General features: G+C 76.1%; 22 protein-coding genes. 11 read left to right on the plus strand and 11 right to left on the minus strand.

Annotation, left to right across the window (positions count from 1 at the left end):
- Positions 1–6: 6 nt before the first annotated feature.
- Together UXQ13_RS17500 and UXQ13_RS17505 are read right to left on the minus strand one after the other, a co-directional pair.
- Positions 7–2706 carry a bifunctional acetate--CoA ligase family protein/GNAT family N-acetyltransferase gene (locus tag UXQ13_RS17500; protein WP_225235333.1) on the minus strand — a complete coding sequence of 900 codons (2700 nt, stop codon included), beginning with the start codon at positions 2704–2706 and terminating at the stop codon, positions 7–9.
- Positions 2699–3883: an acetoin utilization protein AcuC gene (locus UXQ13_RS17505; protein WP_225235332.1), complete on the minus strand. Its 1185-nt coding sequence runs from the start codon at positions 3881–3883 to the stop codon at positions 2699–2701. The genes UXQ13_RS17500 and UXQ13_RS17505 overlap by 8 nt, the downstream gene beginning before the upstream one ends.
- Positions 3884–4016: 133 nt before the next feature.
- Here UXQ13_RS17505 and UXQ13_RS17510 point away from each other — a divergent pair, with 133 nt between their 5' ends.
- Positions 4017–4712 carry an iron-dependent transcriptional repressor DtxR gene (locus UXQ13_RS17510; protein WP_225235331.1) on the plus strand — a complete coding sequence of 232 codons (696 nt, stop codon included), beginning with the start codon at positions 4017–4019 and terminating at the stop codon, positions 4710–4712.
- Positions 4713–4754: 42 nt separating this feature from the next.
- Entirely contained in the window at positions 4755–6791 is a 2037-nt protein-coding gene (locus UXQ13_RS17515; RefSeq protein WP_225235330.1) for a S9 family peptidase, read from the plus strand.
- Here UXQ13_RS17515 and UXQ13_RS17520 read toward each other — a convergent pair.
- From UXQ13_RS17520 to UXQ13_RS17530, 3 genes are all read right to left on the minus strand, one after another.
- The gene (locus UXQ13_RS17520; RefSeq protein ID WP_225235329.1) at positions 6771–7910 is read right to left on the minus strand and encodes a DUF4192 domain-containing protein; all 1140 of its coding nucleotides are present in this window, start codon (positions 7908–7910) and stop codon (positions 6771–6773) included. The two genes, UXQ13_RS17515 and UXQ13_RS17520, sit on opposite strands and share 21 nt — an antisense overlap.
- A gap of 104 nt (positions 7911–8014) precedes the next feature.
- Complete coding sequence (locus UXQ13_RS17525; RefSeq protein WP_225235328.1) at positions 8015–8743, minus strand: hypothetical protein; 729 nt, start codon at positions 8741–8743, stop codon at positions 8015–8017.
- Positions 8744–8777: 34 nt separating this feature from the next.
- Complete coding sequence (locus UXQ13_RS17530) at positions 8778–9491, minus strand: hypothetical protein (protein WP_225236130.1); 714 nt, start codon at positions 9489–9491, stop codon at positions 8778–8780.
- Between the two features lie 57 nt (positions 9492–9548).
- On the opposite strand from UXQ13_RS17530, the gene UXQ13_RS17535 reads away from it, so the two are divergent.
- From UXQ13_RS17535 to UXQ13_RS17550, 4 genes are read left to right on the plus strand one after another with little or no spacing between them, the layout of a single operon-like run.
- On the plus strand, positions 9549–10766 hold the full coding sequence (locus UXQ13_RS17535; protein WP_225235327.1) for a glycosyltransferase family 4 protein: 1218 nt from the start codon (positions 9549–9551) through the stop codon (positions 10764–10766).
- On the plus strand, positions 10760–11473 hold the full coding sequence (locus UXQ13_RS17540) for a class I SAM-dependent methyltransferase (RefSeq protein WP_225235326.1): 714 nt from the start codon (positions 10760–10762) through the stop codon (positions 11471–11473). The genes UXQ13_RS17535 and UXQ13_RS17540 overlap by 7 nt, the downstream gene beginning before the upstream one ends.
- The gene (locus UXQ13_RS17545) at positions 11470–12495 is read left to right on the plus strand and encodes a prenyltransferase (RefSeq protein ID WP_336392614.1); all 1026 of its coding nucleotides are present in this window, start codon (positions 11470–11472) and stop codon (positions 12493–12495) included. The genes UXQ13_RS17540 and UXQ13_RS17545 overlap by 4 nt, the downstream gene beginning before the upstream one ends.
- On the plus strand, positions 12492–12770 hold the full coding sequence (locus tag UXQ13_RS17550; RefSeq protein ID WP_336392615.1) for a hypothetical protein: 279 nt from the start codon (positions 12492–12494) through the stop codon (positions 12768–12770). The genes UXQ13_RS17545 and UXQ13_RS17550 overlap by 4 nt, the downstream gene beginning before the upstream one ends.
- A gap of 6 nt (positions 12771–12776) precedes the next feature.
- Here the strand turns inward: UXQ13_RS17550 and UXQ13_RS17555 are convergent, their stop codons facing one another.
- The gene (locus UXQ13_RS17555; protein ID WP_225235323.1) at positions 12777–13190 is read right to left on the minus strand and encodes a RidA family protein; all 414 of its coding nucleotides are present in this window, start codon (positions 13188–13190) and stop codon (positions 12777–12779) included.
- Positions 13191–13300: 110 nt separating this feature from the next.
- Here UXQ13_RS17555 and UXQ13_RS17560 point away from each other — a divergent pair, with 110 nt between their 5' ends.
- Entirely contained in the window at positions 13301–14029 is a 729-nt protein-coding gene (locus UXQ13_RS17560; RefSeq protein ID WP_336392616.1) for a hemerythrin domain-containing protein, read from the plus strand.
- Between the two features lie 22 nt (positions 14030–14051).
- On the opposite strand, the gene UXQ13_RS17565 is transcribed toward UXQ13_RS17560, so the two are convergent.
- Entirely contained in the window at positions 14052–14384 is a 333-nt protein-coding gene (locus UXQ13_RS17565) for a TraR/DksA family transcriptional regulator (RefSeq protein WP_225235321.1), read from the minus strand.
- A 140-nt stretch (positions 14385–14524) separates the two neighbouring features.
- Between UXQ13_RS17565 and UXQ13_RS17570 the strand changes: the two genes are divergently transcribed.
- From UXQ13_RS17570 to UXQ13_RS17585, 4 genes are all read left to right on the plus strand, one after another.
- Entirely contained in the window at positions 14525–16456 is a 1932-nt protein-coding gene (locus tag UXQ13_RS17570; protein ID WP_336392617.1) for an HNH endonuclease signature motif containing protein, read from the plus strand.
- A 97-nt stretch (positions 16457–16553) separates the two neighbouring features.
- Complete coding sequence (locus UXQ13_RS17575; protein WP_336392618.1) at positions 16554–17525, plus strand: ATP-binding cassette domain-containing protein; 972 nt, start codon at positions 16554–16556, stop codon at positions 17523–17525.
- Positions 17522–18337, plus strand: a complete 816-nt coding sequence (locus UXQ13_RS17580) for an ABC transporter permease (RefSeq protein WP_225235318.1) — start codon at positions 17522–17524, stop codon at positions 18335–18337. The genes UXQ13_RS17575 and UXQ13_RS17580 overlap by 4 nt, the downstream gene beginning before the upstream one ends.
- Positions 18338–18341: 4 nt before the next feature.
- Positions 18342–19931, plus strand: coding sequence for a cation:proton antiporter (locus UXQ13_RS17585; RefSeq protein WP_336392619.1), 1590 nt, complete (start codon positions 18342–18344; stop codon positions 19929–19931).
- On the opposite strand, the gene UXQ13_RS17590 is transcribed toward UXQ13_RS17585, so the two are convergent.
- Genes UXQ13_RS17590 through UXQ13_RS17605 form a run of 4 tightly spaced genes read right to left on the minus strand, consistent with a single transcriptional unit; the run spans position 19912 to position 26086 of the window.
- A complete protein-coding gene (locus UXQ13_RS17590; protein WP_336392620.1) occupies positions 19912–23001 on the minus strand; it encodes an ATP-binding protein in 3090 nt (1029 codons plus the stop codon). The genes UXQ13_RS17585 and UXQ13_RS17590 overlap by 20 nt on opposite strands.
- Positions 22998–23618, minus strand: coding sequence for a class I SAM-dependent methyltransferase (locus UXQ13_RS17595; protein ID WP_225235315.1), 621 nt, complete (start codon positions 23616–23618; stop codon positions 22998–23000). Before UXQ13_RS17595 ends, UXQ13_RS17590 begins: the two co-directional genes overlap by 4 nt.
- Positions 23615–24868, minus strand: a complete 1254-nt coding sequence (locus UXQ13_RS17600; protein ID WP_336392621.1) for a YibE/F family protein — start codon at positions 24866–24868, stop codon at positions 23615–23617. The genes UXQ13_RS17595 and UXQ13_RS17600 overlap by 4 nt, the downstream gene beginning before the upstream one ends.
- Before the next feature lie 9 nt (positions 24869–24877).
- Positions 24878–26086, minus strand: a complete 1209-nt coding sequence (locus tag UXQ13_RS17605; RefSeq protein WP_336392622.1) for a M20 metallopeptidase family protein — start codon at positions 26084–26086, stop codon at positions 24878–24880.
- Positions 26087–26104 lie beyond the last annotated feature (18 nt).

The following is a 26104-nucleotide window of genomic DNA, read 5'->3' on the forward strand; positions in this document are numbered from 1 at the left end:
CGCCCCTCAGGTGGAGAACATCCGGCGCGGACCGGGGTCCACCCGGGCGGTCGGCGGCCCCACCCGCACCGCGGCGCCGGCCACCACCAGGGACCGGCCGCCGTGCCACGGGTCGGCCGGGCCGACGATGACCGGCTCCAGCGACAGCGCCAGCACCTCGGGCAGGTCGTCGGCCAGCCGGGCGACCCGCAGCAGCAGGTCCTCCAGCGCGGCGACGTCGACCGGCTCGCTGCCGCGGTAGCCGTCCAGCAGCGGCCAGGCGCGGGGTTCGCGGACCATCTCGCGGGCGTCGGTGTCGGTGAGCGGCAGCGTGCGGAACGCCCGGTCGCCGAGCAGGTCGGTGGCCACGCCGCCGACGCCGAAGCTCACCAGCGCGCCGAACGAGGGGTCGTCGACGACCTCCACCACCGTGGTCACCCCGGGGGCGGCCATCTCCTGCACGATCACCGGGTCGTCGGAGGGGATCGCCTCGAACCCGGCCCGCACCGCGGCGGCGTCCCGCAGGTCCAGCCGGGTGCCGCCGAGGTCGGCGCGGTGCCGCAGCCACGGCGCCGTCGACTTGAGCACGACCGGGTAGCCGACCTCCTCGGCCGCGGCCACCGCCGCCTCGGCGTCGTCGGCCCGGCGGGTGCGCAGCAGCGGCACCCCGTAGGCGCCGAGCAGTGCGATGACCTCGTCGTCGGTGAGCTCCCGGCCCCCGCCCTCGGCCAGCGCGCCCAGGACGACGTCCTTCGCCGCGGCCTCGTCGACGCCGGTCAGCTCCGGGACCTCGCCGGCCGGACGGCGGCGCCAGTCGGCGTACTCCGACACCCGGGCCAGCGCGATGACCGCCCGCTCCGGGGTGGAGAACGACGGCACCGACCCGCGGGCGGGCATCCCGTCCTCGCCGCGGACCACCAGCTCGTCGGGGATGCCGTCGGCGGACAGGAAGTTGGCCACCACCGGCTTCTCCGCCCGGGCCGAGATCTCCCGGAGCACCCGGCCGTAGGGCGCGGTGTCGTGCACCAGGGCCGGGAGGTAGACCGCGACGACGGCGTCCACGCCCTCGTCGTCCAGCGCGGCCTGCAGCGCGGCCCGGAGCTCCTCCGGCGGCGCGGCGGTGCCGATGTCGACCGGTCGCTCGTGGGCCAGGGACAGCCCCTGCTCCAGGACGGCGTCGGCCACCAGCACGCCGACGGCGGTCGAGTTGCCGACGATCGCCACCCGGCCACCGGCCGGCAGCGGCTGGTGGGCCAGCAGGGTGCCCACGTCGAACAGCTCGGCCAGCGTCTGCACCCGGATCACCCCGGCGGAGGCGAACAGCGCGGCGACCGACTGCTCGGTCACCGCGACGCTGGTGCCGGCCAGCCCGGCGGTCATGCCCACGTGCCGGCCGCTCTTCACCGCGACGACGGGCTTGGTGCGGCCGACCCGGCGGGCCAGCCGGGCGAACTTGCGCGGGTTGCCGAAGCTCTCCAGGTGCAGCAGCACGACCTCGGTGGCCGGGTCGGTCGCCCAGTACTGCAGCATGTCGTTGCCGCTGACGTCGGCCCGGTTGCCGGCCGAGACGAAGCTCGACAGGCCGATGCCGCGGTTGCTGGCCCGCTCGAGCAGCATGACGCCGAGCGCGCCGGACTGGGCGAAGAAGCCCATCCGGCCGCGGCCGGGCACCCGGGGCGCCAGGCTGGCGTTGAGCCCGACCGCGGGGTCGGTGTTGACCAACCCCAGGCAGTTGGGGCCGACGACGCGCATGCCCGAGGCCCGGGCGGAGGCGACCAGCGCCCGCTCGGCGGCGCGGCCCTCGGGGCCGGTCTCGCCGAACCCGCCGGAGATGACGACCAGGCCCTTGACCCGCTTGCGCCGGCAGGCCTCGACCACCCCGGGCACCTCGGCGGCCGGGACGGTGAGGACGGCCAGGTCGACGTCGTCCGGGATGTCCTCGATGGAGGCGTGCGCGGGCACCCCGGCCACGTGCCGGACGGCGGGGTTGACCGGGTAGATCGGCCCGGCGAAGCCCTGGTCGAGCAGGTGCCGGAGCACCGCGTGGCCGATCTTGCCGCGGTCGTTGCTCGCGCCCACCACGGCGACCGAGCCCGGGGTGAGCAGCCGGCCGATCGACCGGGACTCGCTGCGCTGCTCGCGCTCGTAGGTCACCGCCAGCGCCTGCTCGGTGGGCGCGATCGGGAAGGTGAGGTGGACGACGCCGTCCTCGTAGGAGCGCCGCGCCTCGTAGCCGGCGTCCAGGAACACCCGGACCATGCCGGAGTTCTGGCTGAGCACCTCGGCGACGAACCGGGTGATGCCCCGCTCGCGGGCGGCGGCGGCCAGGTGCTCCAGCAGCACCGAGCCCAACCCGCGGCGCTGGTGGGCGTCCTCGATGAGGAAGGCGACCTCGGCGTCGTCGGTGCCCGGGTAGCGGTCGTAGCGACCGACACCGACGAGCTCCTCGCCCAGCAGCACGACGAAGGCCACCCGGTGGTCGTGGTCGACGTGGGTGAACCGGTAGAGGTCCTTGTCGCTGAGCCGCTTCATCGGCCCGAAGAACCGGTAGTACCGGGTCTGGTCGGAGCTGCGCTCCATCAGCCCGACGATGCCGTCGGCGTCCTCCGGGGTGATCGGGCGCAGGTGCACGGTGCCGCCGTCGGCGGCCACCACGTCGGCCTCCCACCCGGGCGGCGGCACCGAGTGCGCCGGCACCGTCGGGTCGTCGGTCGGGGGGCTAGTCACGGGGGTCGTCCGGGTCCAGGCCGAACAGCGGGTAGGCGGCGTTGCGGGTGCGGGTGACCGCCCGGTCGACCCGGTTCTCGGTGAACGGGTCCCAGTGCTGGAACCCGGTCCACCCGCCCTCGGTCATCGAGCCCGGCGGTTCGATCCGCAGGCCCTTGGACAGCACGTCCTGCGCCCAGGAGTCGGGGATGGCCGTGCCGGGGGGCACCGGGGTGCCGGCGGCCTCGGCGATCAGGTGGGTCCAGGCCCGCGGCACGCAGCGGACCAGGCCGTAACCACCGCCGCCGAGGGTCAGCCAGCGGCCCTCGCTGACCTCGTGGGCCAGCTCGTGCATGGCCTTGTAGGCCGCGCGCTGGCCGTCGACGGTGAGCCCGAGGTCGGCCATCGGGTCCTCGTGGTGGGTGTCGCAGCCGCACTGGGTGACCAGGATCTGCGGGGCGAAGGCCCGCACGACACCGGGGACGACGGCATGGAAGGCCCGAAGCCAGCCCGAGTCGTCGGTGCCGTTGGGCAGCGCCAGGTTGACCGCGGACCCCGGTGCCTTCACCGGGTCCCCGGTCTCCTCGGGGTAGCCGGTGCCCGGGAACAGGGTGAGCGGGGTCTGGTGGATGCTCACCGTCAGCACCCGGGGATCGCTCCAGAACGCGGCCTGGACGCCGTCCCCGTGGTGGACGTCGAGGTCGACGTAGGCGATCCGCTCGTAGCCCTGGCCGAGCAGCCAGGCGATGGCGATCGCGGCGTCGTTGAACACGCAGAACCCGCTGGCCGCGTCCCGCATCGCGTGGTGCATGCCGCCGGCGATGTTCACCGCGTGCTGCGCCTTGCCCTCGTGGATCAGCCGGGCGGCGGTCACCGACCCGCCGGCGATCAGCGCCGAGGACTCGTAGATGCCGTCGAAGACCGGGTTGTCGGTGGTGCCCAACCCGTGCCCGACGCCGGTGGGGTCCGAGGGGGCGCGGCGGACGGCGGCCAGGTAGCCGGGGTCGTGGACCAGGGTCAGCAGGTCCTCCCCCGCCGTCTCCGGCCGGACGACCTGGACCCGGTTGCCCGACAGCACCCCGAGGGTGTCGGCCAGCCGCATGGTCAGGTCCAGCCGCACCGGGTGCATCGGGTGGTCCCCGCCCCAGGTGTAGCCCAGGTAGGCGTCGTCCCAGACGACGCTGACCGCGTCGCTCATCGTGTGGTGCCCGGAGCCGGCCTCATCGCCTGTTCACCCGCGGGACGCTACCGCCCGGCCGGGCTCGTCGCGCCCCCTCGGGGTGGCGGAGCACCCGTACGCTGGGCGGAGACGCCTGCGCGAGGAGCCTGCTGTGAACGACCTCATCGACACCACCGAGATGTACCTGCGGACGATCTTCGAGCTGGAGGAGGAGGGCATCACGCCCCTCCGCGCCCGGATCGCCGAGCGGCTGCACCAGAGCGGCCCCACCGTGAGCCAGACCGTCGCCCGGATGGAGCGCGACGGACTGCTCAGCGTCGAGGGCGACCGCCACCTGGCCCTGTCCGACGAGGGCCGCGCGCTGGCCACCGCCGTGATGCGCAAGCACCGGCTGGCCGAGTGCCTGCTCGTCGACGTCATCGGCCTGGACTACGCCGACGTGCACGAGGAGGCCTGCCGCTGGGAGCACGTGATGAGCGAGGCCGTCGAGCGCAAGCTGCTGACCCTGCTCGGCAACCCGCAGGTCTCCCCCTTCGGCAACCCCATCCCCGGCCTGGCCGCCCTCGGCGCGACCACCACCGACCAGCAGGACACCCTCACCCTGCTGTCCACCTCGGCCACCCCCGAGGGTGCCCCCGTGGTGATCCGCCGGATCAGCGAGCAGCTGCAGGAGGACACCCGGCTGCTCCGTTCGCTGGCCGACCAGGGCGTCCGGCCGGGCATGACCGTGCGGGCCTCGCTGGCCAACGGCGCGGTCAGCGTGGACGGCACGGTCCTCGCGCCCGGCGTGGCCCAGCACGTGTTCGTCTCCCCGGCCGAGGAGGTCGAGCCGGTCCCCGCCGGCTGATTCCTTCGCACGGCTCACGATCTCGCGGCTAGGCTGGCCGCCGTGCCCGAGTCCCCGCAGGTGCCCACCCCGTTCGCCCGCCCGGCCGACGTCATGGCCGTCCCCCGCCTCGGCGGCCTGGCGCTGTCCCCCGACGGTCGCCGGCTGGTCACCTCGGTGGCCACCCTGGCGCCCGACAAGAAGACCTGGCGGACGGCCCTGTGGGAGATCGACCCCGCGGGCACGGCGGCGGCCCGGCAGCTGACCCGCAGCGCCCCGGGTGAGTCCGCCCCGGTCTTCGCCCCGGACGGGACGCTGCTGTTCACCTCGGCCCGGCCGGACCCCGACGCCGGCAAGGACGCCGGCGAGCCCAAGCCCGCACTGTGGGCGCTGCCCGCGGCCGGCGGCGAGGCCCGGCTGGTCCTGGCCCGGCGCAACGGCATCGGCGGGGTCACCGTCGCCGCCGACAGCGGGGACGTCGTGGTCGTCGCCTCGACCACCCCCGGCGCCGCCGACGACGAGGCCGACGCCGCCCGCCGGGACGCCCGCAAGGACGCCGGGGTGACCGCGATCCTGCACGAGAGCTACCCGGTGCGGTTCTGGGACCACGACCTCGGTCCCGCCGTGCCGCACGCCTTCTGGGTGGGCCGGCTGCCGGCCGAGGGCACGCAGCCGGAGTGGCGCGACCTGACCCCGGACGCCCTGCCGCCCAACGGCGCCGGGTCCGACGTAGCGCTGTCGCCGGACGGCCGCTGGCTGGCCCGGGCCGAGGAGGTCCCCGCCGAGCGGGCCTCCCGCCGCAGCCGGCTGGTGCTGACCGACACCGCGAGCGGTGAGACCCGGGTGCTGGTCGACGACCCGGCCGCCGACGTCGGGTCGCCCGCCTGGTCGCCGGACTCGACGCGGCTGGTGTGCACCCGGGAGTCCGAGACCACCCAGGCCGAGCCGCCGGACTACACGGCCCTCGTGGTGGACATCGCCTCGGGCGAGGTCACCGACCTGACCGCCGGCTTCGACCGCTGGCCGTCGGCCCCGCAGTTCGACGCCGCCGGCGAGTCCGTCTACTTCCTGGCCGACGACGACGGCCGGCACGCCGTGTTCCGGGTGCAGCCGGGCCAGGCACCGGTGCGGATGACCCGGGACGGCGCCTACTCCGACCTGCAGGTGGCTCGCGACGGCTCCGCGCTCTACGCGCTGCGCTCGGCGTTCGACCACCCGGCGGCCCCCGTGCGGCTGGACCCGGTGGCCACCGACCAGCAGCCCGAGCCGCTGCCCAACCCGGGCACGATCGCCGAGCTGCCGGGCACGCTGCGCGAGCTGCGCGCCACGGCGGCCGACGGCGTGCAGGTGCAGTCCTGGCTGGTGCTGCCCGAGGGCGCCTCCGCGGACTCCCCCGCCCCGCTGCTGCTGTGGATCCACGGCGGCCCCCTGATGAGCTGGAACTCCTGGTCCTGGCGCTGGCTGCCCTGGGTGATGGCCGCGCAGGGCTATGCGGTGCTGCTGCCCAACCCGGCGCTGTCCCAGGGCTTCGGCCAGGACTTCGTCCGCCGCGGCTGGGGCAGCTGGGGCGGGGCGCCCTACACCGACCTGATGGCCGCCACCGACGCCGCGGTCGAGCTGCCCGAGATCGACGGGAGCCGGACGGCGGCCATGGGTGGCTCCTTCGGCGGCTACATGGCCAACTGGGTAGCCACCCAGACCGACCGGTTCGACGCGATCGTCACGCACGCCAGCCTGTGGCACCTCGACGGGTTCATCGGCGCCACGGACGCGGCGTTCTACTGGGAGAAGGAGTTCGGCGACCCGCTGACCTCGCCGGAGCGCTACGAGCAGAACTCGCCGCACCGGTACGCCGACGCCATCACCACGCCGGTGCTGGTCATCCACGGCGACAAGGACTACCGGGTGCCGATCGGCGAGGGCCTGCGGCTCTGGTACGACCTGCAGAAGCGCGGCGTCCCGTCGAAGTTCCTGTACTTCCCGGACGAGAACCACTGGGTGCTGACGCCGGGCAACGCGACGGTCTGGTACGAGACGGTGCTCGCCTTCCTCGCCGAGCACGTGCAGGGCCGGGACTGGTCACGCCCCGAGCTGCTCTGAGCGGGCACCCGGGTCGCCGGCCCGGGTCAGCAGGTCGCGGACGGCCGCGGGCGGCAGGCCCGCGGCCAGCCCCTGGTCCAGGAGGCGGGCCAGCGCGTAGGTGGGCTGGCTGTCCAGCGCGCGGTCCAGCGCGATGCCGGCGGTCGTGCCGTCCCCGCGCGCCCAGGCGGTGGCGGCCAGCAGCGTGGCCGGGGCGGCGTCCAGCGGTGGCGGCAGCCGCCGGACCAGCTCGGTCCACAGCGCCTCCGCGGCCGGCCCGGTCGGGCCGGTGCCCAGGCCCATCGCCTGGTCGCGGACCTCGAGGTCGGTGAGCGCCCAGCCCAGCCGGGCGACGTCCTCGTCGGTGAGCGGCCGGGGCGCCCGGCTCCCCGCGTCCGCGACGGCGTCGCGCACCAGCCGCCACGACCGGTCGGCCAGCGCCTCCCAGCCGTGCCGGTGCAGTGCGTCGGCCTGCACCGCGCCCACCACGGCGCAGGCCCGGCCCACGGCGACCGCCGCCGGGCCGGCGACCGGGGCGAGCCGGGCCACCAGCTCGGCGCGGTCGGCGGCCACGACCTGGCCGCGCACCACCGCGGCCGCGGCCAGCTCCGTCGTCCCGCCGGGCAGCAGCTGACCGGCACCGGGGTCGCAGCAGGGCTCCGCGCAGTCGTAGTCCCAGCACCGGCCGGCCCGCACCAGGGACGCCGCGAGCAGCGGCACCCCGGCCGCGGCGAGGGCTCCGGCCACCGCGCTCACCACAGGGCGGCCGGGGAGGTCGAGCCCGGCGGTGCGGAGCAGCCGCAGGCCCACCGGGTCCAGGTCGTGCAGGCGCCGGTCGAGCAGGTCCCCGGGGTCGTGGTCGCCGTCCTGCACGTCGGGTGCCTCGGTGACCACCAGGGCGACGACGGCGGCCGGCGGCTCGTGCCCCAGGCGGGCGACCGCCGCCGCGGCCAGCGCCGGGGCGTCGGCGGGGTCGGGCAGGTCGACCCGCAGGGTCACGCCGACCCGGGCTGCGGGGCTGCCGGTGAGGGCGACCAGGACCAGGGACTCCGAGGGCACGAAGCCCAGCAGCTGCGGGAGCGCCGCAGCCAGGTCGGGACCGGTGCCGAGCCGGACGGCGGGGATCTCGTCGAGGGGCATGCACCCACCCTGGCGGCCGTCCCGGCCTCCCGGCGGGGGCCGGCACGACCTGTGGACCGGGGTGCCCGGTGTGGACGGCGGCGGGCAGCGCGCCGGCCGACCTGCTAGTCCAGCGCGTCGGCCTGGTGGTCGAAGGCCTCCTGCAGGAGGTCGCCGAACGCGACCGGGTCGACCGTGCCGCCGAGGCTGGTGCTGACCAGGGTGAGCAACCGGTCGCCGTCCACGGCCACGCCGATCAGCGCGGGCACCGAGATCTGGGCGCCGTCGGGGCCGGTCACCGTGGTCGTGTAGGCCAGCCCGGCCGAGCCGTCGCCGAGGTCGGGGACGTCCAGCACGGAGAAGGTGAGGGTCGCCGTCCCGATCTGGGGCGAGCTGATGGTGGCCTGCGGGCAGGTGCCGGCCGACGCGGTGAGGTCGGCGACCGGGTCGCCCGGCGTCCCCACGGTCAGCAGCTGCGCAACCACGGTCGTGCCGGTGGTCGCCGACTGCGCGGCGAAGTCCTCCAGGTCGTCGACCGAGGGCTGGCTCTGCTGGATCGCCTGGGCGCACGACTCGGGGGTGATCGTGGCGCCGTCCAGGTCGGCCCCGACCGCGGCCCCGGCGCGCACGTCGGCCTCGCTCACCGGTACGACCTGGGCGCCGGGCCCGAACGCGTCCTCCGGGAGGAGGCCGGCGGCCAGCCCGTCGGGGTCGTCGGTCCCGTCCGGGGTGGCGGTGGACTCCGGGGCGGTGGTCGGCGAGGGCGTCGCCGTCCCCTCGACCGTGGAGGTGCAGCCGGCCAGCAGAAGCGAGGCGGCGGCCAGGGCGAGGGGCAGGCGACGCGGGAGGCTCACACCCGCCATCCGACCACGGGCCCCGCCCGGTGGCTCAGCCGAGGGTGTCGGCGGCGTGCTGCTGCGCGCCGGCCAGCAGGGCCTCGAAGGCTGCCTGGTCCGGGACGGTGGTGCCCACCGCGCCGGTGGCCAGGGCCAGCAGTCGGTCGCCGTCGGAGACCAGGCCGAGCAGGGCGGAGCCGCCGCTGACCGGGCCGCCGGACAGCGTCACCGAGACCGGGACGACGACCGCGTCGTCGCCGAGGTCGGGCCGGGTCACGGCGCCGAAGGTGACCACGGCCTGGCCCCGGTCGGTAGCCAGGGTCGCGGTCGGGCAGGCGGCCACGGCGTCGGCGAGCGTGCCGACGGCGGTCTGCGCGGGCCCGCCGGTGCTGAGCAGCTCGGCGGTGCCGCCGAAGCCGACCTGGGCGTACTGCCCGGCGGCGTCGTCGACGTCGGCCGGGTCGCCGAGCGCGGCGCGGGCGGCGTCCAGCGCGTCGGTGCACGTCGACGGGGTGATCGTCACCTGGCCGGGGTCGTGGCCGGCCGCGGCGCCCAGCGCACCGGCCAGGTCGTCGGCGGTGACCCCGGTGACCGTGCTGCCGGGGGCGAACTGCTCGGCCGGCAGCAGACCGTCGGCCAGCGCCGGGGCGTCCTGCGTGGCCGCGGCGGGGGCGACCGGGGGCGCGGCGTCGCTGGTGGCCGCGCCGCAGCCGGCGAGGAGGAGGGAGGCGGAGGCGGCGGCGAGCAGGAGCGGGGTGCGGCGCATCACCCCACGGTAGGCGCTCGCACGGACCTGTCACCCCCGCTGGATACAGTCCGAGCCATGGGACGGTCGCTGCGCATCGCACTGCTGTCCTACCGCTCCAAGCCGCACAGCGGCGGGCAGGGCGTCTACGTGCGGGCGCTGTCCCGCGAGCTGCGCGAGCTCGGCCACCGGGTCGAGGTGGTGAGCGGCCAGCCCTACCCCGAGCTGGACGACGGCGTCCCGCTCACCCGCCTGCCGAGCCTGGACCTGTACCGCGAGCCCGACCCGTTCCGCCGCCCGCACCTGCGTGAGTTCCGCGACTGGGTCGACGTCGCCGAGTACGCAGCCATGTGCACCGCCGCCTTCCCCGAGCCGCTGACCTTCTCGCTCCGGGCAGCGCGGTGGCTGCGCGGGAACCGGTTCGACATCGTCCACGACAACCAGTCCCTGGGATGGGGCCTGCTGCGCACCGGGTTGCCGACGGTGGCGACCATCCACCACCCCGTCGCGATCGACCGCGACCTCGAGCTGGCCGCCGCCTCGTTCCGCCGGTCCCTCACGCTGCGCCGCTGGTACGCGTTCACCGGCATGCAGGCCAAGGTCGCCCGCCGGCTGCCGGCGATCACCACCGTCTCCACCAGCTCGCAGCGCGACATCGAGCGGCTGATGGGGGTGCCCGCGGCGCGGGTCGAGGTCATCCCGGTGGGCATCGACCCCGACGACTTCACCCCGCCGACCGCCCCGCGGGACGCCGACCACGTCGTCGTCACCACGTCGGCCGACGTCCCGCTCAAGGGGCTGGTTCCCCTGCTCGAGGCGGTCGCCAAGCTGCGCACCGAGCGCGAGGTGCGGCTGACCGTCGTCGGGTCCGCCAAGGCCGGCGGACTGGCCGCGACCGCGGTGGAGCGGCTGTCGCTGCACGGCGCGGTGACGTTCACCGGCCCGCTCCCGCAGGCCGACCTCGTCGCGCTGCTGCAGCGCGCGACGGTCGCCGTCGTCCCCTCCCTGTACGAGGGGTTCTCGCTGCCGGCGGTCGAGGCCATGGCCTGCGCGACGCCGCTGGTCACCACCGACGCCGGCGCGCTGCCCGAGGTCGTCGGCTCGCACGCCGCGGTGCAGGTGCCCGCCGGGGACGTCGACCGGCTGGCCGGGGCGCTGGCCCTGGTGCTCGACCACCGGGGTCTGCAGGAGCAGCTCGGCCGGGCGGGCCGCACCCGGGTGCTGGAGAACTTCACCTGGCGGTCGACCGCCGTCCGGACCGCCGACTGGTACGAGCAGGTGCTGGCACGGTGCTGACGATCGACTACGACCAGCTCGACGTCCGGGCCGGGCACAAGGTGCTGGACCTGGGGTGCGGCGAGGGCCGGCACGCCTTCGAGGCCTACCGGCGGGGGGCGGACGTGGTCGCCCTCGACTGGGGCACCGACGAGGTGACGACGACGCAGCACTGGCTGGGTGCGATCGGGGCCGCCGGCGAGGCACCGGTCGGGGCGTCCGCGACCGCGGTGCGCGGCGACCTGCTGCACCTGCCGGTGCCGACGGCGTCGGTGGACCGGGTGATCGCCTCCGAGGTGCTCGAGCACATCCCGGACGACGCGACCGCGTTCGCCGAGATCGCCCGCGTCCTCCGGCCCGGCGGGCGGGTCGCGGTGACCGTGCCGCGCTTCGGGCCGGAGGCGGTGTGCTGGGCGCTGTCGGACAGCTACCACGCCAACGAGGGCGGTCACATCCGGATCTACCGGCAGACCGAGGTCCGGGCGAAGCTGGCCGCCGCCGGCCTGGTGCCCGGGGCCAGCCACCACGCGCACGCGCTGCACGCGCCGTACTGGTGGCTCAAGTGCGCGGTCGGCGTGGACCGCTCCCCCGCCGTGGTGCGGGCCTACCACCGGCTGCTCGTGTGGGACCTCACGGAGCGCCCGTGGGTGACCCGGGCGGCCGAGCGCGTGCTGGACCCGGTGATCGGCAAGAGCCTGGTGGTCTACGCGACCAAGCCCTGGTCGTGAGCCTGCTGCCGGAGGTCCCCGGGGTGCTCGGCGGGGCGGAGGTGGCCGCGACCGTGGCCGCGATCGCCGCCGAGCAGGGGTCCGACGGGATGCTGCCGTGGTGGCGGGGCGGTCAGCTGGACGCCTGGGACTCCGTCGAGGCGGCGATGGCGCTGACCGCGGGCGGGCGGCCGGACGCCGGGGCCGCCGCGCTGGACTGGTTGTGCGCCCGGCAGCTGCCCTCGGGTGGGTTCCCCTCGCAGTGGCGGTCCGGCGCGGTGACCGAGCCCGGGGTCGAGAGCAACCACGCCGGCTACCTGGCGGTCGGGGCGCTGCACCACGCGCTGGTCACCGGCACCTCGGGCGGCCGCTGGTGGGCAGCGGTGTCCCGGGCGCTGGACCTGGTCTGCGCCATGCAGCTGGGCACCGGCGCGATCGGGTGGGCGCTGCGCCCGGACGGGACGGCGGACGACGTCGCGCTGGTCACCGGCTCGTCGTCGCTGCTGCAGGCGCTGCGCTGCGGGGTGGGGCTGGCCGCGCTGGTCGGCGAGGAACGGCCGCGCTGGACGGCGGCGGTGGACGCCCTGCAGCAGGCGCTGTCCGCTCGCCCGGAGGCGTTCGCCGACCGGTCCCGGTTCTCGATGGACTGGTACTACCCGGTGCTGGGCGGGGCGCTGACCGGCGCTGCGGCCCTGGACCGGTTGGCGTCGTCGTGGGACGCCTTCGTCGTCCCCGGGCTGGGCGCGCGGTGCGTCGCCGACCGGCCGTGGGTGACCGGGGCGGAGACCTGCGAGCTGTCGATGGCGCTGGCCGCGGCCGGGCAGACCGACGCGGCCACCGAGCAGCTGGCCGCGATGCAGCACCTGCGGGCCGAGGACGGCGGGTACTGGACCGGCTACGTGTTCGCCGACGACGCGATCTGGCCGGTCGAGCGCACCACGTGGACGGCGGCCGCGGTGGTGCTGGCCGCCGACGCGCTGTGTGGTGCGACCCCGGGAGCGCTGCTGTTCACCGACCCCGCCGGGCTCGTGACCGAGCGGTGAGGGCCGCGCTGTCCTGGTTGCTCCGGGACCGCACCTCGACCGGGGACCGCTGGGTGGTGGCGCAGTGGCCGAACACGTCGGCCTGGACGTTCGTGCTGCTCACGGCCCTGGGGTGGGTGGTGCCGGGCGACCCGGTCTGGCTGTACGCCGGCACCCGGGCGGCGCTGGCCTGGTGGGCCGTCGACGAGGTGGTCCGCGGGGTCAACCCGTTCCGCCGGCTGCTGGGCGCCGTCGTCCTGGTGGTGGCCGCCGTCGGGGTCGCGCAGCGGCTCTGAGGGTTCTCAGGCGGAATCGAGGACGGCGGCCACCGCCTCGACCTCGACCAGCTGGTCGTCGTAGCCGAGGACGGTGACGCCGAGCAGCGTGCTGGGGACCTCGTGCTCGCCGAAGGCGTCCCGGACCACCTCCCAGGCGGTCACCAGGTCGCTCTGCCGGGTGGTGGCGACCAGGACGCGGGTGCTGACGACGTCGGTGAGGCCGGCCCCGGCAGCGCGGAGGGCGACCTCCAGGTTGGCCACGCACCGGGCCGCCTGGGCAGCGACGTCGCCCGGTGCGACGGTGGCTCCGGTGTCGTCCAGCGGACACGCCCCGGCCGGGAACACCAGGCGCGCGCCGGGCGCCACGGTGGCGGCGTAGGCGTACTCGGCGACGTCGGACAGCCCGGTCGACCGGACGAGGTGCACGGCAGGGTCCACGGGCCGATCCTGCCCCGTCGGTCCGCCCGGGTTTGTCGACGTGGCCGATCCGGGCACCCCGCGGGAGGTCCAGAGCGAGGCCGCCCCGCGCCGTCCCTGCGAGGTCGTCCGTGCCGCCCCTCCCCTCCATCGCCGATCGTCCCGTCGCCGAGCTCGGCGGACCGGGCAGTGTCCTGTCGCGCCAGCGGGCCGACCACGTCGAGCTCGACCGGCTGCTGCACGAGCTGTCCGGCACCACCGGCGCCGAGCAGCGTCGGGTCCTGCGCCGCATCGACCGTCTCGTGTTCAGCCATGCGTTCGCCGAGGAGACGGTGCTCTGGCCGGTCCTCCGGCGGGTGCTGCCCGACGGCGAGGACCTGACCACGCAGGTGGAGCGGGAGCACCAGGAGGTCAACGACCTGGTCAGCTCGCTGGAGGAGATGTCCGACGACGACCCGGCCCGGGCGGCGCTGCTCGACCGGCTGACCACCGTGCTGCGCGAGGACGTGCGGGACGAGGAGGACGAGCTGTTCCCCCGCCTGCGCGAGCGGCTGGACGACGCGGCCCTCCGCCGACTCGGCCTGGCGTGGGCGGTGGTCAGCCGCGTGTCGCCCACCCGACCGCACCCGACGGTGGCCCGACGACCGCCCGGCAACGCCCTCTCGGGTCTGCCGCTGTCCGTCCTCGACCGGAGCAGGGACCACTTGGACGCCCTCGCCGACGCCCTCGCCGACGCCCGGGCCGGTCAGCGCCCGGGGCTGGTCGCCCGGACGCTGTCGGCGGCGCTGGCCCGGGCCGCGGGGTGGATCGAGCGGACGCCGCCCGCCCGGCACGGGGACACCCCCGCCACGCACCGCTGACCTCCGCACGGGCCGCCTGTGGTCAGGCGTGGTCGATGCAGGTGCGTGCGGCGGGACGGGCCTGCAGGCGGGCCTCCCCGATCGGCGCGCCGCAGACCTCGCAGCGGCCGTAGCTGCCGTCGGCGACCCGGGACACCGCTGCGTCGAGCTCGGCGAGGCGGGTGCGGGCCTGGTCCAGGACCGCGCCGAGCTGCGCGCGCTCGAAGCCGATCGTCTGCCCCTCCGGGTCGTGCTCGTCGTCGGCGTTGGAACCCCGGGAGGCCTCGACGACGGCCTCGTAGTCCGCGGTGAGCGCCGCGATCTGGGCTCTGGTCTCCGTGCGGGCGTGGCACAGCAGCTCCTCGGGCGTGGTCACCCGCTCATCCTGCCCACCACCTCCGACATTCGCACCAGACCTTGTGGACGAGGCGCTGAGCTGCGGATTCACCTTGCCAGTCCGCTCAGGTGCCGCTAGACTTCGAACACACATTCGAACGGCGCGAGGCGGTGACAGCGGTGCAGCAGCAGGCGGTCGAGACCCGGATGGGGCTGTCGGTGGGCATCGCCCAGGTCGAGGTCTTCGCATCGGCCGCCGCCCGCGCAGCGGTGCTGGAGGCCGAGCAGGCGACCCGCATCGCCGCCGGCCTCGCGCCCGCAGGCGCCACCCTGCGACCGACCCGACTGTCCGAGCTGCTGGTCACCCCCGACACCGGCCGGGCAAGAGTGCACGCGGTGCTGCGTGACGTCGCCGACGCCCAAGCCCAGCTGCACGCCCTGCAGGCCGCGGCCATCGCCCGCCTGGCCGAGCTGCAGCCGGCGCAGGAACCGCTGCCCGGCGCCCGCCGCGATGATCCGGCAGATCGCGACCGTCCCGATGACTGGGTGGCCGACGAGGTCGCCGTCGTGCTGGGGATCAGCGTCGGGTCCGCCTCCTCGCTGGTCGCCAAGCAACGAGCACTGGTCGAGCAGCTCCCCCAGGTGTGGGCCGCCGCGGCCGACGGGGTGATCGACGTACGCCGCTGCCAGGTGCTCGTGGACACGCTGGCCGACCGCAAGCAGTCCGCCGGCGGCGGCCTGGCCGACGACCTGGTGGACACCATTGCCGCTCAAGGCCTCGGCTGGATCGCCGAGGGCATCGGTCCGACCCCGTTGGCCGACCGGATCGGCGGCGCGGTGATCGCCGCGGACCCGGCCGAGGCGGCCAGGCGGGCCGAGCGCCGCAAGCGCAGGCAGAACGTCACCACCATCGGGCAGGGCGACGGCCTGGCCTCCCTGCGGACCGACCTGGCCGACGCCGCCGACGTCGCCCAGGAGATCGAGGTCATCGACGCCCTGGCCGCCACCATGCGCAAGGGCGGGGACGAGCGCGCCATGGGCCAACTGCGGGTCGCCGCCCACCACCAGCTGGTGACCCGCCCCTGGGAGCCCCTGCCCGCCGAGGTCGCCGCCGCCCGCTGGCACCTGACCCTACGAGCCGACCTCGACGACCTCGGCCCGCTGACCAACCCGCCCACAGACCAACCCCCGACAGACGCCGACGACGTGGACGAGGCGACTGACGCCGACGGCGTGGACGACGCGATCGACACCGACCGGCCCGACACGACCCTGGACGGAGCAGCTGCCGGCTCTGGTGTGGGTGCGATCGGTGGGCTGCCGGTGTCCCCGGTCGCGGTGGCCGAGCTGCTGGCCCGCTACGACGCGCTCCTGGCAGTCGGTGCCCGTGGCCGGGTCCAGGGCGGGGACGTGTGGTTCGAGATCCTCGACGCCACCGGCCGACTCCGGGCGATCACCTCACCGGCCGAAGCCCGCGCCGCCCTCCGCCGCGGCACCGGTCTCGGACCACCACCCCGGATCGCCGACTACGAACCGAACGCAGCACAGACCCGGTTCGTGAAAGCGCGGGACCGGCACTGCCGGTTCCCCGGCTGCAGCAGACCCGCCGAGTACGTCGACCTCGACCACGCGATTACCTATGACCACGACGACCCGGCCGCCGGCGGACCGACATGCGTCACGAACCTCGTGTGCTTGTGCCGACGGCATCACCGGCTCAAAACCCATGCACCGGGCTGGACCTTCGCCATGGACCCCGACGGCACCCTGCACGTCACCCCACCCGGCGGACGCACACGCACCACACGACCCGCGGGCATCGCCCAGGTCGACATGTCGACACCCACCAGTCTCGATGTCCTCACCGACCTCCTCGGACCCACCCCGAAGCGGTTCCGCAGCCCAACGCCCGAGCAGCGGGCTGCCAGACGAGCCGCCACCGCCGACCGCGCCCGCCTGGCCGCCGAGATCGAGTCCGAACTCGACGCAGCCCTCGCACGCCGGACCGGCGCGCAGACCGACGACCAGACCGCAGCCGGTGCCGCTGACCAGACCGGAGCAGGGACGTCAGCAGCGGGCGACGACCCCGAGGACGACCCACCGCCCTTCTGACCGCAGGGGGGTACAGGGAGCACGCCCAGCAGACGGCGTCAGCGCGTGTCAGCGGCTCGTCACCGCGACGTCAGCGCCGGCGCGCACGGTGGCTCCCATGACATCCGACTCCCCCGTGATCGAGGCGAACGGCCTCAGCCTGAGCTACGGGTCCACCCGTGCCCTGGACGGCGTCGACCTCACCGTCCCCGCCGGCACCGTCCTCGGCGTCCTCGGTCCCAACGGCGCCGGCAAGACCACCGCCGTCCGCGTCCTGTCCACGCTGCTCCGACCCGACGCCGGCACTGCCCGCGTCGCTGGCTTCGACGTCCTCGCCGACCCGCAGCAGGTCCGCCGCCGGATCGGCCTCACCGGCCAGTACGCCTCCGTCGACGAGGACCTCACCGGCTCCCAGAACCTCACCATGATCGGCCGCCTCCTCGGCCTGCCGCGGCCGGCCGCCCGCGCCCGCGCCGCCGAGCTGCTCGCCGGCTTCAGCCTCACCGACGCCGCCGAGCGCTCCGCCAAGACCTACTCCGGCGGCATGCGGCGCCGCCTCGACCTCGCCGCCAGCCTCGTCGGCCGCCCCCAGGTCCTCTTCCTCGACGAACCCACCACCGGCCTGGACCCGCGCAGCCGCACCGAGGTCTGGGAGGTCGTCCGCCGCCTCGTCGCCGACGGCACGTCGGTACTGCTCACGACCCAGTACCTCGAGGAGGCCGACGAGCTCGCCGACGACATCGTCGTCTTCGACACCGGCCGGGTCGTCGCCCACGGCACCAGCGACGAGCTCAAGCACCGCACCGGCGCCCAGACCCTCACCGTCCGCCCCCGCGACCGCGCCGACACCGCCACCGTCCTGCAGGTCATCGAGCAGGTCACCGGCGCCGTCCCCACCCTCGACGGCCACGGCACCGCCTCGGTCGCCGTCCGCAGCGAGACCGTCCTGGGCACCGTCCTGGACCTCCTCAGCACCCAGGGCATCGCGCTCTCCGAGCTCGCCGTCCGCCTCCCCAGCCTGGACGAGGTCTTCCTCGCCCTCACCGGCCACGCCACGCAGTCCGAGAACGAGAAGGAGGCCGTCGCATGACCGCCGCCACCGCCACCCCGACCATGAGCGTCCCCGAGATCAGCACCACCCCGAAGCTGCCCGCCCTGCAGCAGTCGCTCACCCTCGCCTGGCGCAACGTGGTCAAGATCCGCCACCAGCCCGAGGCGCTGATGGACGTCAGCCTGCAGCCGATCATCTTCACGGTGCTCTTCGTGTTCGTCTTCGGCGGCGCGATCGCCGGCGACTGGCACGACTACCTGACCTACCTGGTCCCCGGGATCCTCGTGCAGACCCTGATGTTCGCCACCGGCGGCATCGGCGTCGCGCTGAACAACGACATCGCCAAGGGCGTGTTCGACCGGTTCCGCAGCCTGCCGATCGCCCGCTCGGCACCCCTGGTCGGCGCGGTCCTGGCCGACGTCGTCCGCTTCCTCACCGCGATCGGCGTCCTGCTGGCCTTCACCGCCCTGCTCGGCTTCCGCACCACCCAGGGCCTGCCGGCCGCCGCCCTCGCCGTCCTGGTCGCCATCGGGTTCGCCATGTGCCTGTCCTGGGTGTTCGTCTGGATCGGGCTCACCGTCCGGTCGGCCGGCGCCGTCCAGGGCGTCGGGTTCCTGGCCACCTTCCCGCTCACCTTCGGCAGCACCGCCCTGGTGTCGGCGGACACGCTGCCCGGCTGGCTGGCCGCCTTCACCCGCAACAACCCGGTCACCCACGTCATCGACACCGTCCGCGGCCTGCTGCTGGGCGGCCCGGTCGCCGAGCCCCTGGCCTGGACGGCGGGCTGGTCGGCCCTGCTGCTGGTGGTGTTCGTGCCGCTGGCCATGCGCGCCTACCGCCGGCGCGTGTGAGCCCGTGGACCCGCTGACCACCACCCTCGCCCTCGCCGTCCTCGCGGTGCTCGTCGTCGTGGCCGCCTCGGCCCTCGGCGAGCGCCTCGGGGTCGCCGCCCCGCTGCTGCTGGTGGGGGCCGGGGTGGTGGCCAGCCTGGTCCCGGGGTTCCCGTCGTTCGAGGTCGAGCCCGAGTGGGTGCTGGCCGGCCTGCTCCCGCCGCTGCTCTACTCCGCCGCGGTCTCCGTCCCGGCCATGGACCTGCGCCGCGAGCTCGGCGCGGTCAGTGGTCTGTCGGTCGTGCTGGTGGTGCTCAGCTCGGTCGCCCTCGGCGGCTTCTTCGCCCTCGTCTTCCCCGGGCTCGGGCTGGCCTGGGGCGTCGCGCTGGGTGCCGTGGTCAGCCCGACCGACGCCGTGGCCACCTCGATCGCCCGCCGGCTCGGCGTCCCGGCCCGGGCGGTGACGATCCTGGACGGCGAGGGACTGCTCAACGACGCCACCGCCCTGGTCGTGCTGCGCGCCGCGATCGCCGCCGCGGCCACCGGGGTCTCGCTGTGGGGCGTGGCCGGCCGGTTCGTCTGGGCCGTCGCCGGCGCGGCGCTGATCGGCGTGCTGGTCGGCCGGGCCGGGCTCTGGGTGCGGTCGCGGCTGCGCGAGGTCCCGGCCACCACCGCGCTGTCGTTCGCCGTCCCGTTCGTCGCCGCGATCCCCGCCGAGCTGGCCGGGGCCTCCGGGCTGGTGGCCGCCGTCCTCGCCGGGCTCACCACCGGGTGGCGCGCGCCCAAGGTGCTCTCCCCCGGCGCCCGGCTGTCCGACGCGCAGAACTGGTCGACCGTGGAGATGCTGCTGGAGGGCGCGGTCTTCCTGCTCATGGGGCTGCAGCTGGTCGGCATCGTCCGCGACGTGCAGGACGAGCACGCCGGGGTCGGCACCGCCCTGGCGATCGCGGCCGGGGCGCTGGTGCTCACCGTCGCCGTCCGGGCGGCCTACGTCTCATTGCTCCTGCTCGGCCAGCGCCGCGGCGCCGGGCGGACGACCGAGCGCCGGGACACCTTCGCCCGGCTGCACGCCGGTGAGGACGTCGGGCACCGCAGGAGCAGGCGCACGCCGACGGAGCGGCAGCTCGAGCAGTTCCGCACCCGCGTCGCCCGCGCCCTGGCCGACCTGGACCACCTGCTCGCGCACCCGCTGGACGCCCGGCAGGGCACGGTGGTCGTCTGGGCCGGCATGCGCGGGGCGATCACCCTGGCCGCCGCGCAGACCCTACCCGCGCAGACCCCGGCCCGGCCGCTGCTCCTGCTCGTGGCCGTCGCGGTGGCGGTGGGCTCGCTGCTGCTGCAGGGCACGACGCTGCCCTGGCTGGTCCGCCGCCTGCTGCCGGCCACCCCCGCCGGCCCGGCGCAGGACGCACAGCGGGAGGTGGTCCGGCAGCGGTTGGTCGAGGCCGCCGCGACCGCCGGGACCGCCGACCCGGTCGCCGTCCTCACCGCGCAGCGCGCCGCCCTGCTGTCCGAGCGCGACCTCGGGCGGCTGGACTCCGCGGTGCGCACCGCGGCGCTGCCCGAGCTCGACGCCGCCCCGAGCGCCCTGGAGGTCAGGAGCCGGACGGGCTGACCACCTCGGCCCCCACCTCGGCCAGCGCCGCCACCCGGCCCACCGCGACCCCGGCGGCGACCGCCGCGTCGACGGCGGCCGGTCCCAGCGCAGCCACCAACCTGGCCCGCAGCCCGGTCGCCAGCGGGTCCCCGCGGTCGGGCCGGCCGCGGACCGCCTCGGCCAGGCCGAGCATCCGGGCCGACCCGCCCGGGTCGCCGGCCGCCTCGGCCAGCACCGCCCGCCCGACGAGCACCACCGCGAGCACCGGCATGTCGCCGCGCTCGTGCATCGTCTCCCGCTGCGCCTGGTCCAGCAGGTCCTCGGCCTCCGCGAGCACCGCCGCGTCCACGGCACCCCGGCCGGCCAGCACCTGGGCGCGCACCGTGCGCACCAACGCGCTCATCTGGTCCGGCCCGCTGCCGCCCCGGCCCAGCCGGCCGACCGCGGCGCTGCTGGTGAGCTCGGCCAGGTCGCGGTCGCCGGCGAGCAGGGCCACCTGCGCCCGCGCGGACTCCGCGAAGGCCAGCACCGGCCCGCCGAGGCGGGTGAGGTGGACCAGCACCTCGTCCAGCTGCGCCGCGGCGTCGGCCACGTCGCCGGCCGCGGCGCGCAGCAGGGCCACCCGCACGCGGAGCATCGGCGAGTCGTCGGAGGTGCCCAGCTCGTCGGAGCAGCGCAGCGCCTGCGCCACCAGTTCCGCCGCCCGCGGCAGGTCGCCGTCCTGCGCCGCGAGCTGGCCCAGGCCGGCAGAGGTGATCGAGATGCCCCACCGGTCCCCCAGCTCCAGGAACGCCGCGCGGGCCGCCGCGAGGTCCTCGGCGAGGCTGTCGAACCGCCCGTCGTTCTCCGCGGCCAGGCCGGTCGCGGCGTGCACCACTGCGCGGACCCACGGGTCGGGGTGCGTCGCGGACACGGCCAGCCGGTCCGGCTCGCCGAGGAACACCACGGCCAGCGCCCAGCTGACCACCGCCACCGGCTCGTCGGCGGCCGCGCCGAGCTCGGCGGGCAGCGCCACGACCTCGGCCAGCACGTCCCGCACACCGCCCCAGCCCTGCTCGTCGGCCGCGGCCAGCGCGGCGAAGGTCAGGCACACCGTGCGCATCGGGCTGGGTGTCGCCGGCAGCCGGGCGACCTCGGCGAGCTGGCGCGCGGCCGCCGTCTGCTGGCCCGACAGCAGCCAGAACCAGGCCATCCGGCCGGCCAGGTGCACCGCGGCCTCCCCGCGGCCCGCAGTCACCTCGCGCTGCAGCGCCGCCACCAGGTTGTCGTGCTCGGCCCGCAGCTCCCGGAGCGCGTCCAGCTGGTGCGGTCCCCGCAGCAGGGGGTCCACCCGGTCGAGCAGCGACCGGCACCAGGCGGTGTGCGCGGCCTCGGTCGCGGCCCGCTCCCCCGCGGCGTCCAGCTGCTCGGCGCCGTAGGCCCGCACCGTCTCCAGCATCCGGTACCGGACGCCGTCCCCCTCGGGCACCGCGCTGAGCAGCGACTTCTCCACCAGCCCGGCGACGGCGTCCAGCACGCCGGGCCCGCAGAGCGCCTCGGCGGCCTCGAGCGTGGCGCCGTCGGCGGGCACCGACAGCCGCCGGCCGACCTCCTGCTCGGTGGACCCGAGGGACTCCCAGCTCCACTCGACCACCGCGCGCAGGGTCTGCTGCCGGGGCAGCGCCACCCGGCTGCCCCCGGTCAGCAGCGCGAACCGGTCGTCGAGCCGGGCCGCGATCTGCGCCAGACCGAGCGTGCGCAGCCGGGCGGCGGCCAGCTCCAGGGCCAGCGGCATGCCGTCCAGCCGCCGGCACACCTCCAGCAGCAGCGGCAGCGTCGCCGGGGTGACCGCGAAGGACGGGTCGGCCGACCGCGCCCGGTCGGCGAACAGCCGCACCACGTCGGCGTCGGCCGCACCCGGGTCGTCGGCCTCGGGCACCGGCAGAGGGCCGACCGGCACGAGCGCCTCGCCCGGGATGCCCAGGGCCTCCCGGCTGGTGGTCAGCACGACCAGGCCCGGGCAGGCGGTCAGCAGGTCGTCGGTCAGCCGGGCGACCGCGTCCACCAGGTGCTCGCAGTTGTCCAGCACCAGCAGGCCGCGCCGGGAGGCGAACACCTCGCGCAGCCGCGCGCCGGCCTCGACCACGGTGGGCACCCGCTCCAGCGTCGTCGCGGTCCGCTGCCCGACGGCGGTCAGGACGGCGGCCGGCAGCTGGCGCGGCTCCCCGACCGGCGCGAGCTCCACCCACCAGACACCGTCGGAGGTGCTCGCCTCCCGCTGGTGGGCCACCTCCAGCGCCAGCCGGGTCTTGCCGGCGCCGCCGGGGCCCAGCAGGGTGACCAGCCGCCCGCCGGCCAACCGGTCGGCCACCAGGTCGAGCTCGGCGACCCGGCCGCGGAAGCTGGTCAGCGCCGTCCGCAGGACCGGGCGCTCCGGCTCCTCCTCGCGCAGCACCGCCAGCTGCGCGGCCCGCAGCGCCGGGCCGGGGTCCAGGCCGAGCTCCTCGGCCAGCCGGCGGCGGGTCTGCTCGTGGGCGGCCAGGGCGTCGGTCGTCCGCCCGGCCCGGTGCAGCGCCAGCACCCGCAGCGCGACCAGGCCCTCGCGCAGGGGGTGCTCGGCGAACAGCCGGTCCAGCTCGGGCAGCTGCGCGGCGCCGGCCCCGGCCAGCCGGCGCTCGGCCGCGACCAGCCGCAGCTCGGCCCAGCGGGCGGCCGGTGCGGCGGTGAAGGCCAGGTCGCGCAGGTCGGCCAGCGGCTCGCCGCGCCACAGCGCCTCGGCCGCGGCCGGGTCCGTGGTCGCCAGGTCCTCGAGGCGGCAGGCGTCGACGGCGTCCCGGGGCAGGTCGAGCAGGTACCCCGGCGCCCGGGCCACCAGCGGCAGCCCCGGCACGGCCCGGCGCACCCGGGAGACCACGGCCTGCAGCGCGTTGGCCGGCGCGGCGGGCGGGGCGCCGTCCCAGAGCGCGTCCACCAGCGCGTCGACCGACACCACCCGGCCCGGGTCCAGGGCGAGCCGGGCAAGCAGCGCCCGGGCCCGGACGCCGAGGTCGGCCGACACGCCGTCCACCCGGACGACGACCGGCCCCAGCAGCTCGACGACGACGGTCATCGGTCGCGGCGCAGGACCCGGAGCGAGCCGGTCCCGGGCAGCTCGGTGAAGTCCCCCGACGCCAGCACCCGGGTGTAGACGCCGAAGGGCGCCTGCCCGCCGTCGGCCGGGTCGGGGAAGACGTCGTGCACCGCCAGCGTGCCGCCGACGGCCAGCTTCGCCACCCAGGCGTCCTGGTCCCGGCGGGCGGACTCCTCGGTGTGGCTGCCGTCCAGGAACAGCAGGGCCAGCGGGGTCGACCACAGCGGCGCCAGGGTCTCCGACCGGGCGACGACGGCGACCACCAGGTCCTCGGCCGGGTGCACGGTCGCCCGGAACGAGGGCAGCGTGTCCAGCTGCCCGGTCGCGGCGTCCACCAGCTCGGGCTGGTGGTACTCCCAGCCGGGCTGGTGCTCCTCGGAGCCACGGTGGTGGTCGACGGTGACCACCTGCCGACCGGTCTCGTGGGCCGCGGCGGCCAGGTAGAGGGCGGACTTGCCCATCCAGCTGCCGATCTCCAGCAGCGGACCGGGGACCGGCACCGCGCGGGCCGCCGCGTACAGCGCGAGCCCCTCGTCGGCCGGCATGAAGCCCGGCGCCGCCGCGGCCGCGGCCAGCAGCTCCTCGGTGCGGCTCACCGGGCGAGCCGGGAGAGCAGCTTGGGCGCCGGCCCGTCGCCCGCGGCCGTGGCGAAGAACGCACCCACCGCGGTCGTCACCGGGACGGCGAGCACCAGGGCGATGGCACCGACCAGCGTGCGGATGACCTCCTCGCCGATCTCGGTGCCGGTCAGCACCACGCCGATCGGGCGGTCGTAGATCTCGATGAGCAGCAGCAGCGGCAGGGCGGCACCGGCGTAGGCGAAGACGATCGTGTAGACCGTCGAGGCGATGTGGTCCCGGCCGACCTGCATGCCGCGGGTGATGAGCTGACGGGCGGTCATCGTCGGGTCGACCTCGTGCAGCTGCCAGATCGCCGACGCCTGGGTGATGGTGACGTCGCCGAGGATGCCCAGCGCGGCGACGGTCAGCCCGGCCAGCACCAGCCCGGAGAAGTCCAGCGTCGGGTCGTAGGTGCCCAGCTGCACGGTGGTCTCGCTGGAGAACCCGGTCAGCTTCGCCGCAGCCACGGCCACCGCGCCCATCACCGCGACCAGGACCAGGCCGAACAGGGTGCCGATCAGCGCCGTCGTCGTCCGGGTGGTGAACCCGTGCGCCAGGTAGAGGACGACGAACATGATCGCCGAGCTGCCCACCAGCGTCACCAGCGTCGGGGACCCCGAGCCGAGGATGCCCGGCAGGATGAACTGCAGCAGCACGAAGAAGGCGAACCCCAGCCCGACCAGCGCGGCCAGCCCCCGCAGCCGGGCGACCAGACCCACGACCACGACGAAGACCAGCGCGAGGACGACGATCGGCGTGGTGCGCTGGAAGTCGGAGAAGGAGTAGCTGGGGTCCCCGCTGCCGCCGTCCACGGCGCGGGTGAGCACCAGGCCGTCGCCGGCCTGCACGCCGGTGCCGACCACCTCCGGGGGCAGGTCGACCGAGACGAAGTCGCCCTCGCCGTCCCCGTCGGTCACCTCGACCACCGCCGTGCCGCAGGTCAGCTGCTGGCCCGACGCGGACCCGTCCGAGCAGTCGTAGGTCTCCAGCGACTGCACCGTGGCGTCGGGGTAGGAGGTGCCCGGCGGCTGGAAGGTCTCGGCCGCCTGCTGCGCCCGGCTGGGCTCCCCCGACGGCCACAGCGCGACCAGGCCGATCACTGTTGCCAGCCCGATCGGCACCAGCACCAGTAGCATCAGCCAGGTCGCCCGCCGGCGCCTCGTCACGATCTCCGGGGACGGCGGGGTCTCGTCGGCGGTCGAGTGCGAGTGGGAGTGGGCCGGCACCCGGACAGGCTATGTGCACCCGGCAGGCGCGCCGAGCATCTCCGCCCCCGCCAGGTAACCGGCCAGCAGCGCCGCCGCCACCTGGCCGACCGTCTCGTCCCCGGGCAGGAAGCGCGGGGCGTGCAGGCCCGGCCGCCGTCCCGCCGCGTCCGCGGGCCCGCCGTCCACGCCGAGGAAGAGCATCAGCCCGCGCGCGTCGGCGCAGTAGTGGCTGAAGTCGTCGGCGCCGAAGGACCGCCAGGTGTCGTCCACCTCGACCCCGCCGCGGGCCAGCCACGGCACGGCGGCGCGCGCCAGGTCGGGGTCGTTGGCCAGCACCGGCTCGTTGCTCTCGGTGTGCACCTGGGCGGTGCAGCCGTAGGCCGCGGCGGTGTGCTCGGCGACCTCGGTCAGCGCGGTCAGCAGCGCCGTCCGGTCGGACTCCCGCATCACCCGCAGCCCGCCGCGGGCCCGCGCGGTGTCGGGGACGACGTTGAAGCTGCTGCCCGCGTCGAGCTGGGTGACCGCGAGGACGGCGCCCACGGTCGGGTCCACCCGCCGGCTGACCAGCTGCTGCAGGTTGACCACCACCGCGGCCAGCGCGAGGACCGGGTCGTGCGTGGTGTGCGGGTAGCCGCCGTGCCCGCCGTGCCCGGTGACGGTGATCGTGAACTCGTCGGTGGCGGCGTTGACCGGGCCCGGGGTGGCGTTCACGACGCCGGCGGCCAGCTGCGGCTGCACGTGCGCGGCCACCACGGCGACCACCTGCTCCTCGCCCAGCAACCCGGACTGCGCGATGTCCCGGGCCCCCGACGGCGCGGACTCCTCGCGGGGCTGCAGCAGCGCCAGCAGCGGCGCCGGTCCGCCCACCCGGGCCACCGCGCGGCAGACCGCGACCAGCCCGGCCAGGTGCGCGTCGTGCCCGCAGGCGTGCATGACCCCGCTGGCCGAGGCCCACTCGACGCCGGTCCGCTCCTGCACGGCCAGCCCGTCGAGCTCGGCCCGCAGCGCCACGGTCGGGCCGGTGGCGGTGCCGATCCGGACCAGCCGGCCGGTGCCGGCCACCTCGCGGCCCTCCCCGGCCCCGAGCGCCGCGACCACTGTCGCGGTGGTGTCGGCCTCGTCGCCGGAGCGGCGCGGGTCGGCGTGCAGCGCGTGCCGCAGCTCGACCGCGGCGGGCAGCTCCTCCAGGACGGCGGCGTGCAGGCGCTCGTACCAGCTGTCCAGGTCTGTGCTCACCTGGCCAGTCTCGCCGAG

Source organism: Klenkia terrae (assembly GCF_037083865.1).
Lineage (GTDB): Bacteria > Actinomycetota > Actinomycetes > Mycobacteriales > Geodermatophilaceae > Klenkia > Klenkia terrae.

Excerpts from the sequence above, each read along its gene's own strand:
- UXQ13_RS17575 (WP_336392618.1), top strand. The coding sequence starts at position 16,554 with ATGACATCCGACTCCCCCGTGATCGAGGCGAACGGCCTCAGCCTGAGC.
- UXQ13_RS17530 (WP_225236130.1), bottom strand. The coding sequence starts at position 9,491 with ATGCGCCGCACCCCGCTCCTGCTCGCCGCCGCCTCCGCCTCCCTCCTC.
- UXQ13_RS17520 (WP_225235329.1), bottom strand. The coding sequence starts at position 7,910 with ATGCCCCTCGACGAGATCCCCGCCGTCCGGCTCGGCACCGGTCCCGAC.
- UXQ13_RS17590 (WP_336392620.1), bottom strand. The coding sequence starts at position 23,001 with ATGACCGTCGTCGTCGAGCTGCTGGGGCCGGTCGTCGTCCGGGTGGAC.
- UXQ13_RS17535 (WP_225235327.1), top strand. The coding sequence starts at position 9,549 with ATGGGACGGTCGCTGCGCATCGCACTGCTGTCCTACCGCTCCAAGCCG.
- UXQ13_RS17505 (WP_225235332.1), bottom strand. The coding sequence starts at position 3,883 with ATGAGCGACGCGGTCAGCGTCGTCTGGGACGACGCCTACCTGGGCTAC.
- UXQ13_RS17580 (WP_225235318.1), top strand. The coding sequence starts at position 17,522 with ATGACCGCCGCCACCGCCACCCCGACCATGAGCGTCCCCGAGATCAGC.